The 15,580-nt window shown below is 44.8% G+C and carries 14 protein-coding genes; 12 read left to right on the top strand and 2 right to left on the bottom strand.

What is annotated here, in order from left to right; all coding sequences use genetic code 11:
• Window positions 1–94 precede the first annotated feature (94 nt).
• The 8 genes from INT76_RS05435 to sufB all read left to right on the top strand — a co-directional run bounded on the left by INT76_RS05435 (window position 95) and on the right by sufB (window position 8,259).
• The gene (locus tag INT76_RS05435; protein WP_212572957.1) at window positions 95–934 is read left to right on the top strand and encodes an undecaprenyl-diphosphate phosphatase; all 840 of its coding nucleotides are present in this window, start codon (window positions 95–97) and stop codon (window positions 932–934) included.
• A gap of 182 nt (window positions 935–1,116) precedes the next feature.
• Window positions 1,117–1,833: an adaptor protein MecA gene (mecA, locus tag INT76_RS05430; RefSeq protein ID WP_212572956.1), complete on the top strand. Its 717-nt coding sequence runs from the start codon at window positions 1,117–1,119 to the stop codon at window positions 1,831–1,833.
• Complete coding sequence (locus tag INT76_RS05425; protein WP_212572955.1) at window positions 1,830–3,008, top strand: glycosyltransferase family 4 protein; 1,179 nt, start codon at window positions 1,830–1,832, stop codon at window positions 3,006–3,008. The genes mecA and INT76_RS05425 overlap by 4 nt, the downstream gene beginning before the upstream one ends.
• Window positions 3,009–3,093: 85 nt before the next feature.
• Window positions 3,094–3,870 (top strand): Fe-S cluster assembly ATPase SufC, encoded by a 777-nt coding sequence (gene sufC / locus INT76_RS05420; RefSeq protein WP_212572954.1) that lies wholly within the window; start codon window positions 3,094–3,096, stop codon window positions 3,868–3,870.
• A 17-nt stretch (window positions 3,871–3,887) separates the two neighbouring features.
• The gene (sufD, locus tag INT76_RS05415) at window positions 3,888–5,150 is read left to right on the top strand and encodes a Fe-S cluster assembly protein SufD (RefSeq protein WP_212572953.1); all 1,263 of its coding nucleotides are present in this window, start codon (window positions 3,888–3,890) and stop codon (window positions 5,148–5,150) included.
• Window position 5,151: 1 nt separating this feature from the next.
• The gene (locus INT76_RS05410; RefSeq protein WP_212572952.1) at window positions 5,152–6,384 is read left to right on the top strand and encodes an aminotransferase class V-fold PLP-dependent enzyme; all 1,233 of its coding nucleotides are present in this window, start codon (window positions 5,152–5,154) and stop codon (window positions 6,382–6,384) included.
• Entirely contained in the window at window positions 6,371–6,814 is a 444-nt protein-coding gene (sufU, locus tag INT76_RS05405) for a Fe-S cluster assembly sulfur transfer protein SufU (RefSeq protein WP_212572951.1), read from the top strand. Before INT76_RS05410 ends, sufU begins: the two co-directional genes overlap by 14 nt.
• A 29-nt stretch (window positions 6,815–6,843) precedes the next feature.
• On the top strand, window positions 6,844–8,259 hold the full coding sequence (gene sufB / locus INT76_RS05400; RefSeq protein WP_212572950.1) for a Fe-S cluster assembly protein SufB: 1,416 nt from the start codon (window positions 6,844–6,846) through the stop codon (window positions 8,257–8,259).
• 284 nt (window positions 8,260–8,543) lie between these two features.
• Here the strand turns inward: sufB and INT76_RS05395 are convergent, their stop codons facing one another.
• Complete coding sequence (locus INT76_RS05395; RefSeq protein WP_212572949.1) at window positions 8,544–9,152, bottom strand: hypothetical protein; 609 nt, start codon at window positions 9,150–9,152, stop codon at window positions 8,544–8,546.
• Between the two features lie 18 nt (window positions 9,153–9,170).
• The gene (pbp3, locus tag INT76_RS05390; RefSeq protein ID WP_212572948.1) at window positions 9,171–10,415 is read right to left on the bottom strand and encodes a D-alanyl-D-alanine carboxypeptidase PBP3; all 1,245 of its coding nucleotides are present in this window, start codon (window positions 10,413–10,415) and stop codon (window positions 9,171–9,173) included.
• A 207-nt stretch (window positions 10,416–10,622) separates the two neighbouring features.
• Between pbp3 and INT76_RS05385 the strand changes: the two genes are divergently transcribed.
• The 4 genes from INT76_RS05385 to opp4B all read left to right on the top strand — a co-directional run bounded on the left by INT76_RS05385 (window position 10,623) and on the right by opp4B (window position 15,579).
• Window positions 10,623–12,416 (top strand): oligopeptide ABC transporter substrate-binding protein, encoded by a 1,794-nt coding sequence (locus INT76_RS05385; RefSeq protein ID WP_212572947.1) that lies wholly within the window; start codon window positions 10,623–10,625, stop codon window positions 12,414–12,416.
• Window positions 12,417–12,678: 262 nt separating this feature from the next.
• On the top strand, window positions 12,679–13,677 hold the full coding sequence (locus tag INT76_RS05380) for an ABC transporter ATP-binding protein (protein WP_212572946.1): 999 nt from the start codon (window positions 12,679–12,681) through the stop codon (window positions 13,675–13,677).
• Between the two features lie 2 nt (window positions 13,678–13,679).
• Entirely contained in the window at window positions 13,680–14,621 is a 942-nt protein-coding gene (locus INT76_RS05375) for an ATP-binding cassette domain-containing protein (RefSeq protein WP_212572945.1), read from the top strand.
• Between the two features lies 1 nt (window position 14,622).
• Entirely contained in the window at window positions 14,623–15,579 is a 957-nt protein-coding gene (gene opp4B / locus INT76_RS05370; protein ID WP_212572944.1) for an oligopeptide ABC transporter permease, read from the top strand.
• The last annotated feature ends 1 nt before the right edge of the window (window position 15,580 follow it).

The following is a 15,580-nucleotide window of genomic DNA, read 5'->3' as shown; positions in this document are numbered from 1 at the left end:
TTGTATAAAAAATTCTGACAAATTTCAATCCTGATGAATGCAGATAGTTTTTGAATTTTGTGATATAATGAATAAAAATCCAAAAGGAGCGTTTATGTTTGTTGAGTTTTTAAAGGCCCTTCTCTATGGTATTGTAGAAGGGGTTACAGAATGGCTGCCTATTTCCAGTACGGGGCATTTGATTTTGGTGCAGGAATTCCTCCCCTTTAAGGATGTTAGTGCAGATTTCACTTCCATGTTTAACGTGGTCATCCAACTGGGGGCGATTTTGGCAGTTATGGTCATCTATTTTGACCGCCTCAATCCTTTTCAAGCAGGAAAAACTGCTCGTGACGTTCAACTAACGTGGCAATTGTGGGCTAAGGTGGTGATTGCAGCCTTGCCTGCAGCTGTCCTGGGCCTGCTTTTTGATGACTGGTTAGATGCGCATTTTTATAATTTTGTGGTCGTGGCCTTGATGCTGATTGTCTATGGTATTGCCTTCATCTATGTTGAAAAGCGCAATCAGACCATAGAACCAAAGGTGACCAGCCTAGCAAAACTACCCTATAAAACCGCTCTATACATCGGTCTTTTTCAAGTTTTATCGCTCATTCCTGGGACCAGCCGCTCCGGTGCGACCATCCTAGGAGGAATTTTGCTGGGGACCAGCCGTCAGGTGGCGACTGAGTTTACCTTCTTCCTGGGAATTCCCATCATGTTTGGTGCTAGCTTCTTGAAACTCTTCAAGCTCCTGAAGGATGGGGCTGCTGTTACAGGTGGCCAATGGTTCCTTCTCTTGGTATCCATGCTGACCGCCTTTGGAGTATCTATTCTAGCCATTCGTTTCTTGACGGATTATGTGAAAAAACATGATTTTACAATTTTCGGTAAGTATCGTATCGGCTTGGGTTTCCTGCTGCTGATTTACTACCTCATCACCTTGATTTTTTAGAACCTGCCAAAAGGGGCGTCGAAAGAGAAGAGTTTTGGATAAAAATCTTCCTCCTCAGACGCTCCCTTTCTTTTGTAAAAAACCTAGCTTTCTTGTATAATGAATGAAATAGGATTGTATGAGAAAGAAGAGGATTCCGCCTTTTGAAGGTCTGGCGGAAGAAGAGAGCACGAGGTGTGAACATGAAAATGAAACAAATCAGTGATTCAACATTGAAAATCACAATAAAATTAGAAGATCTAGAAGAAAGAGGGATGGAAATCGCAGATTTTCTGGTTCCTCAAGAAAAGACGGAGGAGTTTTTCTACACAGTCTTAGATGAGCTAGAACTTCCCTTAACCTTTCGAGAAAGCGGAATGCTTAGTTTTCGGGTGACTCCAAAGCCAGACAAGGTGGATATTTTTGTTACCAAATCAGACATTGACAAAAACTTGAATTTTGAAGATTTTGCTGACTTGGCTAACTTAGAAGACCTGTCGCAAATGACACCTGATGAATTTTTAAAGACCTTGGAGAAAACCGTCCGAGAAAAAAGTGCGGGCGATGACGCGGCTGTTCGTTATTTGGAAAAGGTCGAGGCAGAAGAAGAGGAAGAGATTGACGACCGCTATATCTACTATATCTTGGATTTCGCTAGTTTGAGAGAAGTCGTGGCTTTTGTTGATACGGTTGACTACGATGTGGAGGAATCTGAACTTTACAAGATGAACGGCCGCTACTATATGACCGTTCTTATCAACATCGAAAACCGCACAAAGAACTATCTGGAATATGTCCTATCTCGCATGTTGGAATACACCAACGACACAACGATTTCAAGACCTGTCTTGCAGGAACATGGTCATATCCTTTTGCCACTTGCGGCTATTCAAGAATTGGGAAAGGTTAGTCTTTCATGATTCCTTTTGCACTAAAATACATCATCGTAGTTATCTCTACCCTGATTATTGCGGCGCTTGCAACTCCACTGGTTCGCTTCCTATCCTTTAGGATTGGCGCGGTAGACAATCCCAACGCTCGGCGGATTAACAAGGTTCCTATGCCGACAGCGGGTGGTTTGGCTATCTTTATCGCCTTTTCTCTTGCAGCCCTTTGGTTTTTGCCTGGTATCGTAACCCATATCAATTACCACGGCACCTACTTTGATTACGCCCTACCCTTGGTGCTTGCGGGCGGAATTATCATTGTGACGGGTTTGATTGATGATATTAAGGAGTTGCGTCCTCTTCCCAAATTGCTTGGGATGCTGGTGGCAGCGTCGATTATCTGGGTCTTTACTGAATTTCGCTTTGATGATTTCAAGATTCCTTTTGGTGGGCCGATGATTCATTTTCCGCCCTGGCTATCCTTTGTTCTAACCATCCTCTGGATTGTGACGATTACCAATGCGGTCAATCTCATAGATGGTTTGGATGGTCTAGTGTCAGGTGTTTCGGTTATCTCCTTGACCACCATGGGGATTGTGTCTTACTTTTTCCTGCACGATAGCAATCTCTTTTTGACGCTGACTATCTTTATATTAGTGGCTGCTATTGCAGGTTTTCTACCCTATAACTATCACCCGGCCATTATTTATCTGGGGGATACAGGAGCCCTCTTTATCGGCTTTATGATTGGTGTCCTCTCTCTGCAAGGCTTGAAAAATTCAACGGCTGTTGCTGTGGTGACTCCTATGATTATTCTGGGAGTGCCGCTGACAGATACGGTTGTGGCGATTATCCGAAGGACGCTATCTGGACAAAAATTCTACGAAGCAGACCGGATGCACCTGCATCACCGCCTGCTCTCACTGGGCTTGACCCACAGGGGAACAGTGCTGGTTATCTACGCCATCTCCTTTGTCTTTTCGCTAATTTCCCTTCTGCTCAATGTTTCCAGTCGTCTGGGGGGCGTCCTGCTCATGATTGCCTTGGTGCTGGGAGTTCTGATCCTGTCTGAACTGATTGGAATTTTTGGTGAAAATCGCACCCCTGTCCTCAACTTGCTCCGCTTTATTGGAAATAGCAGTTACCGTCAGGAAAGCATTGCTAACTGGAAGGAAAAACGGATTCTCAAACGGAATTCAAAAAAATGAAATAAGAATGTTTCTAAACACAGAAAGAGCCAGCAGGGCTCTTTTTTGATATAATGGGAACAGTTAAAAAGAAAAGGAGACAGTCATGTCAGTATTAGAAATCAAGGATCTTCATGTTGAGATTGAAGGCAAAGAAATCTTAAAAGGGGTCAACCTAACCCTCAAAACAGGAGAGATTGCAGCCATCATGGGCCCAAACGGGACAGGGAAGTCGACTCTTTCTGCAGCCATCATGGGGCATCCTCACTATGAAGTGACCAAGGGACAGGTACTCTTTGACGGAGTGGACATTCTGGAGTTGGAAGTTGACGAGCGGGCACGCATGGGCCTCTTTTTGGCTATGCAATACCCTTCTGAAATCCCAGGGATTACCAATGCGGAGTTCCTTCGTGCAGCGATGAATGCTGGCAAGGAGGACGAGGATAAGATTTCGGTTCGCGACTTCATCACCAAGTTGGATGAAAAAATGGCTCTCCTGAATATGAAAGAAGAAATGGCGGAGCGCTACCTTAACGAAGGTTTCTCGGGCGGTGAGAAAAAGCGCAATGAAATTCTGCAATTGTTGATGTTGGAGCCGACTTTTGCTCTCTTGGACGAAATTGACTCTGGTTTGGATATTGATGCCCTTAAAGTTGTTTCAAAGGGGATCAATGCGATGCGCGGTGAGGGCTTTGGCGCTATGATTATCACCCACTACCAACGCCTCCTCAACTATATTACCCCAGATGTGGTGCATGTTATGATGGAAGGCCGTGTGGTCTTGTCAGGTGGCCCAGAATTAGCAGTCCGTCTTGAAAAAGAAGGCTATGTCAATGTAGCAGCTGAGCTAGGAATTGACTACGAAGAAAAAGAAGAAGCCTAGTCTTTGGAGGATAGAAGATGACCAAAGAACAGATTCAAACATTTTCGCAGCTCCAAGCAGAGCCTGCTTGGCTGACTGAACGACGCCTCAACGCTTTTGAGCAAATAGACCAACTGGAGTTGCCTGTTATTGAGCGGGTCAAGTTTCATCGCTGGAATTTAGGAGATGGCACCATCTCAGAAAATGGAGCCGTATCAACTGTTCCAGATTTTACAGCTCTGGGAGATAATCCCAAGTTGGTTCAGGTTGGCAGCCAAACGCTTTTGGAGCAGCTGCCGGCAAACTTGGCAGAACAAGGTGTTGTCTTTACTGATTTTGCCTCAGCGCTTGAAGTGATTCCGCATATCCTAGAGCAGTATTTGGGAGCGGCCATCGCATTTGATGAGCATAAACTTGCGGCATACAACGCAGCGTATTTTAATGCTTCTGCCGTTTTGTATGTGCCTGATAATGTTGAGATTGATCAACCTGTGGAAGGGATTTTTTATCAGGATAGCACAAGCTCTGTACCTTTTAACAAGCGCGTCCTGATCATCGCTGGAAAAAACAGTAAGCTCAACTACCTGGAACGCTTTGAAAGTTTGGGAGATGGCGCAGTAGAAACCTCTGCCAACATTGCCGTAGAAGTGATTGCTCTTGCAGGCAGTCAGATTAAGTTTGCAGCTATTGACCGTCTAGGCAAACACCTGTCAACCTATATGAGCCGCCGTGGCAACTTGGGGCAAGATGCAACTATTGATTGGGCGCTCGGTTTGATGAATGAAGGCAACCTTGTTGCCGATTTTGACAGTGACCTCAAGGGAAATGGCAGTCACGCCAATCTCAAGGTGGTAGCCTTATCCTCTGGCCGTCAGGTGCAAGGTGTTGACACCCGTGTGACCAACTACGGTCACAACTCTGTGGGGCACATTTTGCAACACGGTGTTATTTTGGAGCGCGGCACTCTGACCTTCAATGGGATCGGCCACATTATTCGCGGAGCCAAGGGGGCAGATGCCCAGCAGGAAAGTCGCGTTCTCATGCTATCGGATAAAGCCCGCTCAGATGCCAACCCCATTCTCCTCATTGATGAAAACGAAGTGACGGCAGGACACGCCGCCTCCATCGGTCAAGTGGATCCTGAGGATATGTACTACCTCATGAGCCGAGGACTGGACTTGGCAACCGCAGAACGCTTGGTTATCCGCGGCTTCCTTGGTTCGGTTATCACAGAGATTCCTGTCAAGGAAGTTCGCGAAGAACTCATCGCCGTTATTGAAGAAAAATTAGCAAAGAGATAATATGACATCAGTTGATTTTGCAAGTATTCGTCAGGATTTTCCTGTTTTACATCAGGTGGTTAACGATGAGCCGCTTGTCTACTTGGACAATGCCGCTACCACCCAAAAACCCAAGCAGGTCTTGGAAGTCTTGGCGGACTATTATCAAAAGGATAATGCCAATGTTCACCGTGGCGTTCATACGCTGTCAGAACGAGCAACCGCTCGCTACGAAGCGGCCCGCCAAACGGTTGCGGACTTTATCCATGCAAAGACCGCCAGAGAAGTTATTTTTACTCGTGGGACAACAACCAGCCTGAACTGGGTAGCCCAGTTTGCCCAAGACCTGTTGCAACCTGGGGATGAAGTTGTTTTATCAATCATGGAACACCATTCCAATATCATCCCTTGGCAAGAAGCGTGCCGAAAGACCGGCGCTCAGCTCCGCTATGTCTATCTCAAAGACGGACAATTGGATGTGGCTGGATTGAAGGAGTTGCTCAACCATAAGACAAAGTTTGTTTCGCTAGCCCATGTTTCCAATGTTTTAGGCAGTGTTGCTCCGGTTAAGGAAATTGCGGAGCTGGTTCATCAAGTCGGAGCCTATTTGGTAGTGGACGGTGCTCAGTCAACACCTCATATGGCCATCAATGTACAAGACTTAGACGTTGATTTCTTTGCCTTTTCGGGTCATAAAATGCTCGGCCCAACAGGTATAGGAGTTCTCTATGGCAAGGAAGAATTGCTCCAGAAAATGAATCCAGTGGAGTTTGGTGGAGAAATGATTGAGTTTGTTTCGAAGCAGACCGCCAGCTGGAAGGACTTGCCGTGGAAATTTGAGGCCGGCACACCCAATATTGCAGGTGCCATCGGACTTGCGGCAGCCATTGATTATCTGACAGATTTAGGAATGGATGCAATAGAAGCCCATATGGTTGAATTGATGAACTACATTTTTCCAAAACTTCAAGCCATTCCAAGTCTCAGTATTGTCGGCAGTCACGATGTGGCCAAACGCACAGGTCTAATCGCCTTCAACCTCGATGGCTTGCACCCACATGATGTAGCAACTGCATTGGATTACGAAGGGGTTGCTGTTCGAGCCGGTCACCACTGTGCCCAACCCTTGCTTGCCCATCTCCAGCTTCCATCGACTGTCCGCGCCAGCTTTTACATTTACAACAGCAAGGCGGACTGCGACAAACTGGTAGAGGCTATCCTTAAAACAAAGGAGTACTTCCATGGCACTCTCTAAACTTGATTCGCTCTACATGGCGGTTGTGACGGAGCATTCCAAATCCCCCCGCCACAAAGGAAAACTAGATGGAGTGGAAGCTCTTCAGCTCCACAACCCCACCTGCGGTGATGTGATTGAGCTTTCTCTTAAATTAGAAAAGGGAATTATCACGGATATCGCTTTTGATGGCATTGGCTGCACGATTTCAACAGCTTCAGCCTCTATGATGACCGAAGCCGTCTTGGGAAAAAGTATCCATCAGGCTAGGGAGTTGGCGGATACATTCTCAAGCCTCGTTCAAGGACAAGAGGTGAATGAACAAGAACAGCTGGGAGATGCCTTCCTTCTTGCAGGAGTTGCCAAATTTCCTCAACGAATCAAATGCGCAACCCTTTCTTGGAATGCCCTAAAAAAAGCCCTAGACAGACAAGCAGAGCAGGGTGAATAAGCTCAGCAAACAGTAATGAAAGGATTATTATGTCAGAAGAAAGAATTGAACCGACCCCTATTGATTTAGGGGAATACAAATTTGGTTTTCATGATGATGGTATTGAATTGGTTGCTTCGACTGGAAAAGGTTTAAGTGAAGAGGTCATTCGTGAGATTTCTCGTATCAAAGGAGAACCTGAATGGATGTTAGAATACCGCCTCAAATCCTATGAAACCTTCCGAAAAATGCCCATGCAGACCTGGGGTGCAGATTTGTCAGAATTAGATTTTGACGACATTGTTTATTACCAAAAACCGTCCGACAAACCGGCCCGTAGCTGGGAAGATGTTCCTGATAAGATCAAAGAAACCTTTGAACGGATTGGGATTCCAGAAGCTGAACGTGCCTACTTAGCCGGAGCGTCAGCTCAATACGAGTCGGAAGTGGTCTACCACAATATGAAAGAAGAATACGATAAGCATGGTATTATCTTTACCGATACCGACTCTGCTCTCAAAGAGCATCCGGAGCTATTTAAAAAGTACTTTGGAAAGTTAGTGCCACCAAGCGATAACAAATTGGCGGCTCTCAACTCTGCTGTTTGGTCAGGCGGCACCTTTATCTATGTTCCTAAAGGAGTTAAATTAGACATTCCATTGCAAACCTACTTCCGAATTAACAATGAAGGAACCGGCCAATTTGAGCGGACCTTGATTATTGTTGATGAGGGGGCAAGTGTGCACTATGTAGAAGGTTGTACAGCCCCAACCTACTCAACAGCCAGTCTGCACGCGGCGATTGTTGAGATTATTGCCCACGAAGGGGCTTATATGCGCTATACCACCATCCAGAACTGGTCTGACAATGTGTATAACTTGGTAACCAAGCGGGCCCGAGCAGAGAAAAACGCTACGGTCGAGTGGATTGACGGCAACCTTGGTGCTAAGACAACGATGAAATACCCTGCGGTCTACTTGGAAGGAGAAGGGGCGCGTGGAACCATGCTTTCTATCGCCTTCGCCAACAAAGGACAAGTGCAAGACACCGGTGCCAAGATGATTCATAACGCTCCGCGTACCTCATCTTCCATCGTGTCCAAGTCCATCGCACGCGGAGGCGGAGAAGTGAACTACCGTGGACAAGTCACCTTCAACAAAGATTCAAAGAAATCTGTCAGCCACATCGAATGTGATACCATTATCATGGATGGGATTTCCAAGTCGGACACGATTCCTTTCAACGAAATCCATAACTCCCAAGTGGCCCTAGAACACGAAGCCAAGGTGTCTAAAATTTCAGAAGAACAGCTCTACTACCTCATGAGCCGCGGCTTATCAGAAGGAGAAGCCACAGAAATGATTGTCATGGGCTTTGTAGAACCCTTCACCAAAGAACTCCCAATGGAATACGCCGTCGAACTCAACAGACTGATTGCTTATGAGATGGAGGGGAGCGTTGGCTAATTTGTGTAGCTTCAAATAGCTAAGAAGCTATTTGAAACACACAAATGCCAACGCTCGTTGGAGATAAGGGGCGACGGCAGTCGCTCTACGTTGTAATTCATACCTTCTTGTGACTCAAACAGCCCCTAAAGCTGTTCAAGTCCATCAAACTCCCCACTGAAGTTAGCGATAAGAAATTGCGACAGTAATTTTTTAGCGAGACGACTTGATAAACGGTCAATAATAAAACCACCTCAGCTACACAAAAGGAAGAACTTCCAAAGTAGCTGAGGTGGTTTTTAGTGTTAATGTTTGTTTGAAAAAATAGGCATTTCATGTTCCGTGAGGCTGACAGTCACATCGAAATTTGTGACGAAGCAGGACAGCAACCATTTTTTGAAAAATAGGTAGAAAAGATAAGACAGGATGCAGAGCCCGAAGAATGCCAATCTTGCCCAAATCCCTCCCAACATAGCTGGAAAAGAAAAGGTAAACCAGTGCCAAAGAAAATGAACAACAGCTCCCGCTACACCAGCGATCAGAGCTAACAAGGCCTTGAAAAGGAAAGTGATGGAACGATTGCGTTCTCGGTAAAGGGCCAGATAGGAAGGAGTATGCTTTTGAAACAAGGGCAAGCGTGTTGTACCTTTTAGGCCAAAGTGTTGCAACTCTGGTAAGGCATGATAGCCAGCCAGACGAAAGAACCAATAGAGGCTTTCCCTCACAAAAAAGTAAAGAAGAATGGCGCAGATAATCGTTAGTTCAGGTACCAGTGAAATAAGAGGGAAAGAATCGTTTGTTTTCGTGCTTGCAAGAGCAATCAAACCAACCATGAAGAATAGGTTGGAGCCGTTTAAGAGGGCAAAAACAATCGTACAGATTTTACTTAGAAAATTAGAAAATAACTGATTCACATTCATATCTTTTAAAAATTAGAGGTTTTCATTGACGTAGCGGACAAACTGGTTCCACCAAGAGGTCGGCCAAGAAGCCTCCTTGACATCCTTACCGATGACCATTTCAACGCTAGGTTGTTTTTCCAGATAGCCTTTTCCAATCAGGTCGGTATCGCTGACGTACAGTGTTCCGGCTGCGGTTCCAGCAGTAAGCGGGGCATCCAATTCGTCAGTTGCCGCTTCAAAACGAGCGGTTATTTCTTTGTCACTGTTTTTACGCTGAATGACCAGAAGTTGTTCAGCTGCCACAGCAGGTGCCTTGCTTGTTTGACCATTGAAAACAGCCACCGAACTCTTTTTGTATTGCTTGCCTTTTTCAACGAGGGGAACAGCTGAGAAGTTCTCGTAGACATAGTTGATGAGGTTGTTGGTTGCTACAAAGCGATTATCAGGGTCGATATTTCCATCGGTTGCTTGAATAACGACGGTGATGATGCGCATATCATTTTGAGTAGTTGTTGCGACAAATGAAGCACCAGTTGCGTCTGAAAAACCTGTTTTTAGACCATCCACACCCCCTCTGGCATGGGTGCCTCCTTCTAGCATCTGGTTGGTATTATAGTAGGTTTCACCTTCCAAATCAAAAGCTAGTTTTGAGGTGATGTCCAAGACTTGAGGGAAGTCCAAGATGAGCTTGCGAGTGATGATAGCAACATCCAGTGCGGACAGGGTGTTAAAGTCTTCGGTCTTAGAACCAGGGTAAATATGTTCTCCCGAATCCTCATTGTCCAAGCCAGAAACATTATAAATCTTTGCTTCTGTGATACCCCACTCTTTCAATTTTTCCCTCATGCGATCAACGAAAGCTGTTTCGCTTCCGGCGATTTTTTCTGCCAGCGCAATAGCGGCACTATTAGATGAAGAAATCAGTGAAGCATGGAGCAGCTCCTCTACTGTATAATTCCGAGAATCTAGGATAACATTGGTTAACAAGGGATTGCTGGTTAAACTAAATGGATAATCAGAAATATCCACAGGAGTTGTCAATTGGAGTTCTCCCTTTTCAATCGCTTCGTAAACCAAATAGACAGTTAGCAATTTTGTGATAGAGGCAACACCTGCTTGTGTTTGGGAATCCTGTTCGTATAGAATTTTTCCAGTGCTGACCTCAACAGCAATCGCATGCTTGGCAGCAACAGAAAAATCCTCAGCAGCAAGCTTGGGGCCGCCCAAAAACAGAGACAGAGCCAGTCCGACCAAGAGGGCAATATATTTACGCATAATACATCCTTTCAGAACTCAATTGCCCTATTATACCACAAAAAGAGGAAGCAAGAAATGAAAGTGGTTTTGCAAATTATTAGAAAAAAATGAAAATTTAAGCTTTTACAAAATTTTCTGACAAAACGCTTTCTTTAAGAAATTTTTATGGTATAATAATATGCATAGACATGAAATGGTCTGCAAAAAAATACATAGAGGTGTTTTATGAAAAAGAAACGTAACTGGCTTGCTCTTGCAGGTGTAACGCTTTTGTCTGCATCTGTACTTGTGGCTTGTGGTTCTAAATCTTCAACAAGTTCAAAAGCTCCGGAAACAACTTTCCCTGCTGAAGTGACTCACGATGGGGACGCGATTTCAGGCGGTCAATTGAACTATGCTATTGTTGCTGCATCAACTTCTACCGGTCTTTTGATTGACGAGTTGACAGACAATAACGTTGACTCTACTTTTGGTGGGATGGTCGATAGTTCTATGTTTGGCTATGACGGCAACCGTAAGTTGGACGACTCAGGTCTTGCTAAGGTGGACTTTGACATCGAAGGCAAGAAGCTGACCGTTACTTTGACTGGTAAAGACTACAAGTGGTCAGACGGCGAAGCCTTCACTATTGATGACTACATCTTCACCATCAAGGCGATGGCAGATAAGGGTTATACTGGTGTACGTTTCGACGACCGCTTTACCAACATCGTCGGTATGGATGAGTTCGTTGCAGGAACAGCAACTGACATCTCAGGTCTTGAGAAGGTGGATGACTACACAGTTGTCTTGAACGTGAAAGAAATGACTCCTTCTATGATGTATGCTGGTGGTAATGTCCCTGCATTCGTTATGCCAGAGCACATCTACAAAGACATTCCAGTAGCAGACTGGGAAGCAAGCGAGTACTCTCGTACAGCTAAGCATGTAGGTATGGGACCATTCAAGGTAAAAGACATCGTTAGCGGTGAGTCTGTTACCTTTGTAGCCAACGAGAACTACTTCAAAGGCAAACCAAAATTGGACAGCGTGAAGATGGACATTGTTTCACCAGACACCATCGTATCTGAGATGAAAGCTGGTAACTACGACATCGCTGACATGCCAACAGACCAGTTGGACTCTTACAAAGACCTGTCAAACATCACAGTTACAGGAAGTCTGGCTTCAGTTTATGAGTACATCTCATTCAACCTTGGAACCTACGATGAAACTGCTAAGAAGAATGTGATGAATGAAAGTGCGAAGATGAACAACGTTAATCTTCGTCAAGCGATTGCCTACGCTATCGATACAAAACAAGCAGGCGAAGCGCTTTACAATGGTCTGTATCGTCCGGCAAACTCATTGATTATCTCCTTCTTCGGCGATGTACACGATTCTGAGTTGCCAGGATACACCTACGACCCAGAAAAAGCAAAAGAGCTCTTGGATGAAGCAGGCTACAAGGATGTAGATGGTGATGGCCTTCGCGAAGATCCAAATGGTGAAAAACTCACTATCAACTTTGCTGCTCGTAAGCGTACAGAAGCAAACGAAACCCTTATCCAACAATACTTGACATGGTGGAAAGAAGTTGGTTTGGATGTTCAGCTTTACACAGGTCGTACGATTGAAATCAACTCATTCTACGATATGTTGCAAGCCAACGATGCCAACATCGACATGTACGCTGGTGGCTGGTCAACAGGTTATGATCCAGACCCAACAGGTCTTTGGGGACCAAGCGCAATGTTCAACTTCTCACGTTTCGTATCAGATGAGAACACTGCCTTGCTCAAAGCTATTGCTTCTGTAGAATCATTTGATGAAAAGACAAATGTTGAAAACTTCAAGAAATGGCAACAATATGCTTACGAACAAGCCTTTGCTATTCCAACATTTGAAAACGAAGAGTTGACTGCGGTAAACAAACGCGTGAAATACTTTGACAACTACTATGGTTCAGCATCTAAAGGTTCAGTTCAGGCTTGGGAAAAGGTTGAATTGACAGCTGACAAAGGTGTCGTTTCAGAATAAACATACCATAAGACGGAAGGTCTAATCTGAAAAAGCCAACTTGGTTGGCTTTTTTCAGGTTGGTATGTATAAAATATCATTCAAATATGTTATATTAGTTAGGTATACTCTAGCCAGCCTGCGATTCATTTTTATTAAAATAGCTAGCGCAAAGAGGCCATTTGTGGTAGACTAATAGAAATATTCTATTTTAATAAGAATAAGGATAGAATCGACTAGCACGACCTAGGGTGGTCTGGCTGATGACAAAAGGAGGAAAAGCGTGAGTAAGGAAAAACCGCTTTTAGAAATTAAAGATTTACACGTCGGATTCCGAATTGGCGACGATTTTTTTGACGCAGTAGATGGTGTTTCCATCAATCTTCAAAAGAATGAAATTCTTGCGATAGTGGGAGAATCCGGTTGTGGTAAGTCAACCCTGGCAACCACTATCATGGGCTTGCACAATCCGCTAAACACAAAGATTCAAGGCAGCATTCAGTACAACAACCAAGAATTGGTTGGTATGGATGAAGCCAAGTACAATACCATTCGTGGAAATGACATTGGTATGATTTTCCAAGATCCATTGGCTTCCCTCAACCCTCTGATGACCATCGGTTCTCAGATTGATGAAGCTCTTGTTTACCACACGGATTTGAATGCAGCAGAACGCAAAGAGCGCGTCTTGGAATTATTGGCACAAGTAGGTATTCCAAATCCGCAACGTACTTTCAAGCAATACCCGCATGAACTCTCAGGAGGGATGCGTCAGCGGATTATCATTGCCATTGCCTTGTCATGTAAACCACCAATTATTATCGCTGATGAACCAACCACTGCCCTAGACGTGACCATTCAGGCACAAATCTTGGATTTGCTTAACGACATTCAGGCAGAAACAGGCTCAGGTATCATTTTGATTACTCACGACCTCGGTGTTGTTGCAGAAACAGCAGATCGAGTAGCCGTTATGTACGGCGGACAATTTGTAGAAGTGGCTCCAGTAGAGGAACTCTTCACCAATCCAAAACACCCATATACCCGCTCGCTGCTCAAATCAAACCCACAATCAGGTAGCGAGGGTGGCGATTTGCACGTTATCGAAGGAATCGTGCCGCCAATCACCAAGATGATTCGTACAGGTTGCCGTTTTGCACCGCGGATTCCATGGCTTAAGCAGGAAGCCCACGAAGCAAACCCTGGCATGCACGAAGTTTCACCAAACCACTTTGTGCGTTGTACTTGTTATGAAACATTCTACTTTAAGGAGGAAGCCTAAAAATGGGATTTATTGAAGTTAAAGATTTAAAAGTTCATTATCCGATTCGTAGTGGCTTCTTTAACCGTGTCACCGACCATGTGTATGCCGTTGACGGTGTGAACATCAACTTTGAAGAAGGAAAGACCTACGGACTTGTTGGAGAGTCCGGTTCAGGAAAATCAACCATCGGTAAAGCCATCATTGGTTTGGAACGCTCAACAGCAGGACAAATCATTTACGAAGGACAAGACATCACCAACAAATCCCGTAGAAAAAAAGGTGCCTTCAATCGTGATGTGCAAATGATCTTCCAGGATTCCTTGTCTAGTTTCAACCCTAAAAAGCGTATTTTAGACATTATTGCTGAGCCAATCCGTAACTTTGAACGCCTCTCTCCAGATGAAGAAAAGAAGAAAGTCCTCCAGTTGCTTGATACCATCGGACTCAACGAAGAAGCTTTAATCAAGTACCCACACGAATTTTCTGGTGGTCAGCGCCAACGTATCGGTGTTGCTCGTGCCTTGGCAAGCAACCCACGGTTGATTATTGCCGATGAGCCCGTTTCTGCCTTGGACCTATCTGTTCAGGCGCAGGTGTTGAACTACATGAAACGTATTCAAGATGAGTTCAAATTAAGCTATCTCTTCATTTCCCACGACCTTGGTGTGGTTCAGCACATGTGTGACGAACTCTTCATCATGTATCGCGGTCGCTTCGTTGAAACAGGAAGCAAGGGAGATATTTACAACAACCCGCAACACATCTACACCAAACGCTTGTTGTCTGCTATCCCGGTTATCGACCCAGTCAACCGCCAGAAAAACAAGGAAAATCGTTTGGCAGCAGAAAAAGAATATCAAGAAAAACAAGGTCTTTACTACGATGAGAACGGTCGCGTCTACGACCTGCAGTCGTTCTCAGCGACCCATCAGGTAGCCTTGCCGGAAGGAGGAAAAATCTAAGATGTGGAAAACAATATTACGTCGTTTATTGATGATGATTCCTCAGGTGATTATTCTTAGTATCATCGCCTTCTTCGTGGCCAAGATGATGCCGGGGGATCCATTTACAGGGATGATTGACCCGTCTATTGACCCAGCCATTATTGAAAAGATGCGAATTGAAGCAGGCTACTATGACCCAATTCATATTCAATATTTCAGATGGATTGGTAACATCTTGCAAGGTGATTTCGGTCAAAGTTTCCTCTTCAAACAACCAGTTATCAACATTGTTATGGAACGTCTGAACAACACGATTTGGTTGTCGCTTTTGACGATGATTCTGACCTACCTTATCGCCTTGCCACTTGGTATGATTGCAGGTCGCTACCAGAACTCTCTTGCTGATCGTGCGATTGTCCTCTATAACTTTTTGACCTTCTCAACTCCTATCTTCATCTTTGCCATCCTCCTTCTATGGTTGTTTGGCTTCACCTTGGGATGGTTCCCAACCCGTGGTTCGGTAGATTCTGGTGTTGAAGGGTTTGCACTCTTGGCTAGCCGTTTGCATCACATGATCCTTCCTGCTCTGACCATGGCCATTCTCTCCACGACAGGTACGATTCAATACCTGAGAACAGGAGTAATCGACGCTAAAGGACAGGACTACGTTCGGACTGCTCGTGCGAAGGGTGTTCCAGAGAAGGTTGTTTACAACCGTCATATCTTCCGCAATTCTATTTTGCCGATTGCATCCTTCTTGGGGTATGAATTGACTGGTTTGATTGGTGGGGCGATTTTCGTAGAATCTATCTTCACTTACCCAGGTATGGGGCAACTCTTCATTAGTTCATTAACAACCCGTGATTACAGTGTTGTCTTGGCTCTTATCTTGTTATTTGGTTTTGCAACACTCTTGGGTACCCTTTTGTCAGATATTATTATGAGTATTGTTGATCCGCGTATCCGCGTGAAGTAAA

This window comes from Streptococcus oriscaviae (genome assembly GCF_018137985.1).
GTDB lineage: Bacteria > Bacillota > Bacilli > Lactobacillales > Streptococcaceae > Streptococcus > Streptococcus oriscaviae.
Note: the sequence above shows the minus strand (reverse complement) of the source record. Positions and strands in the feature narration are given on the sequence as shown.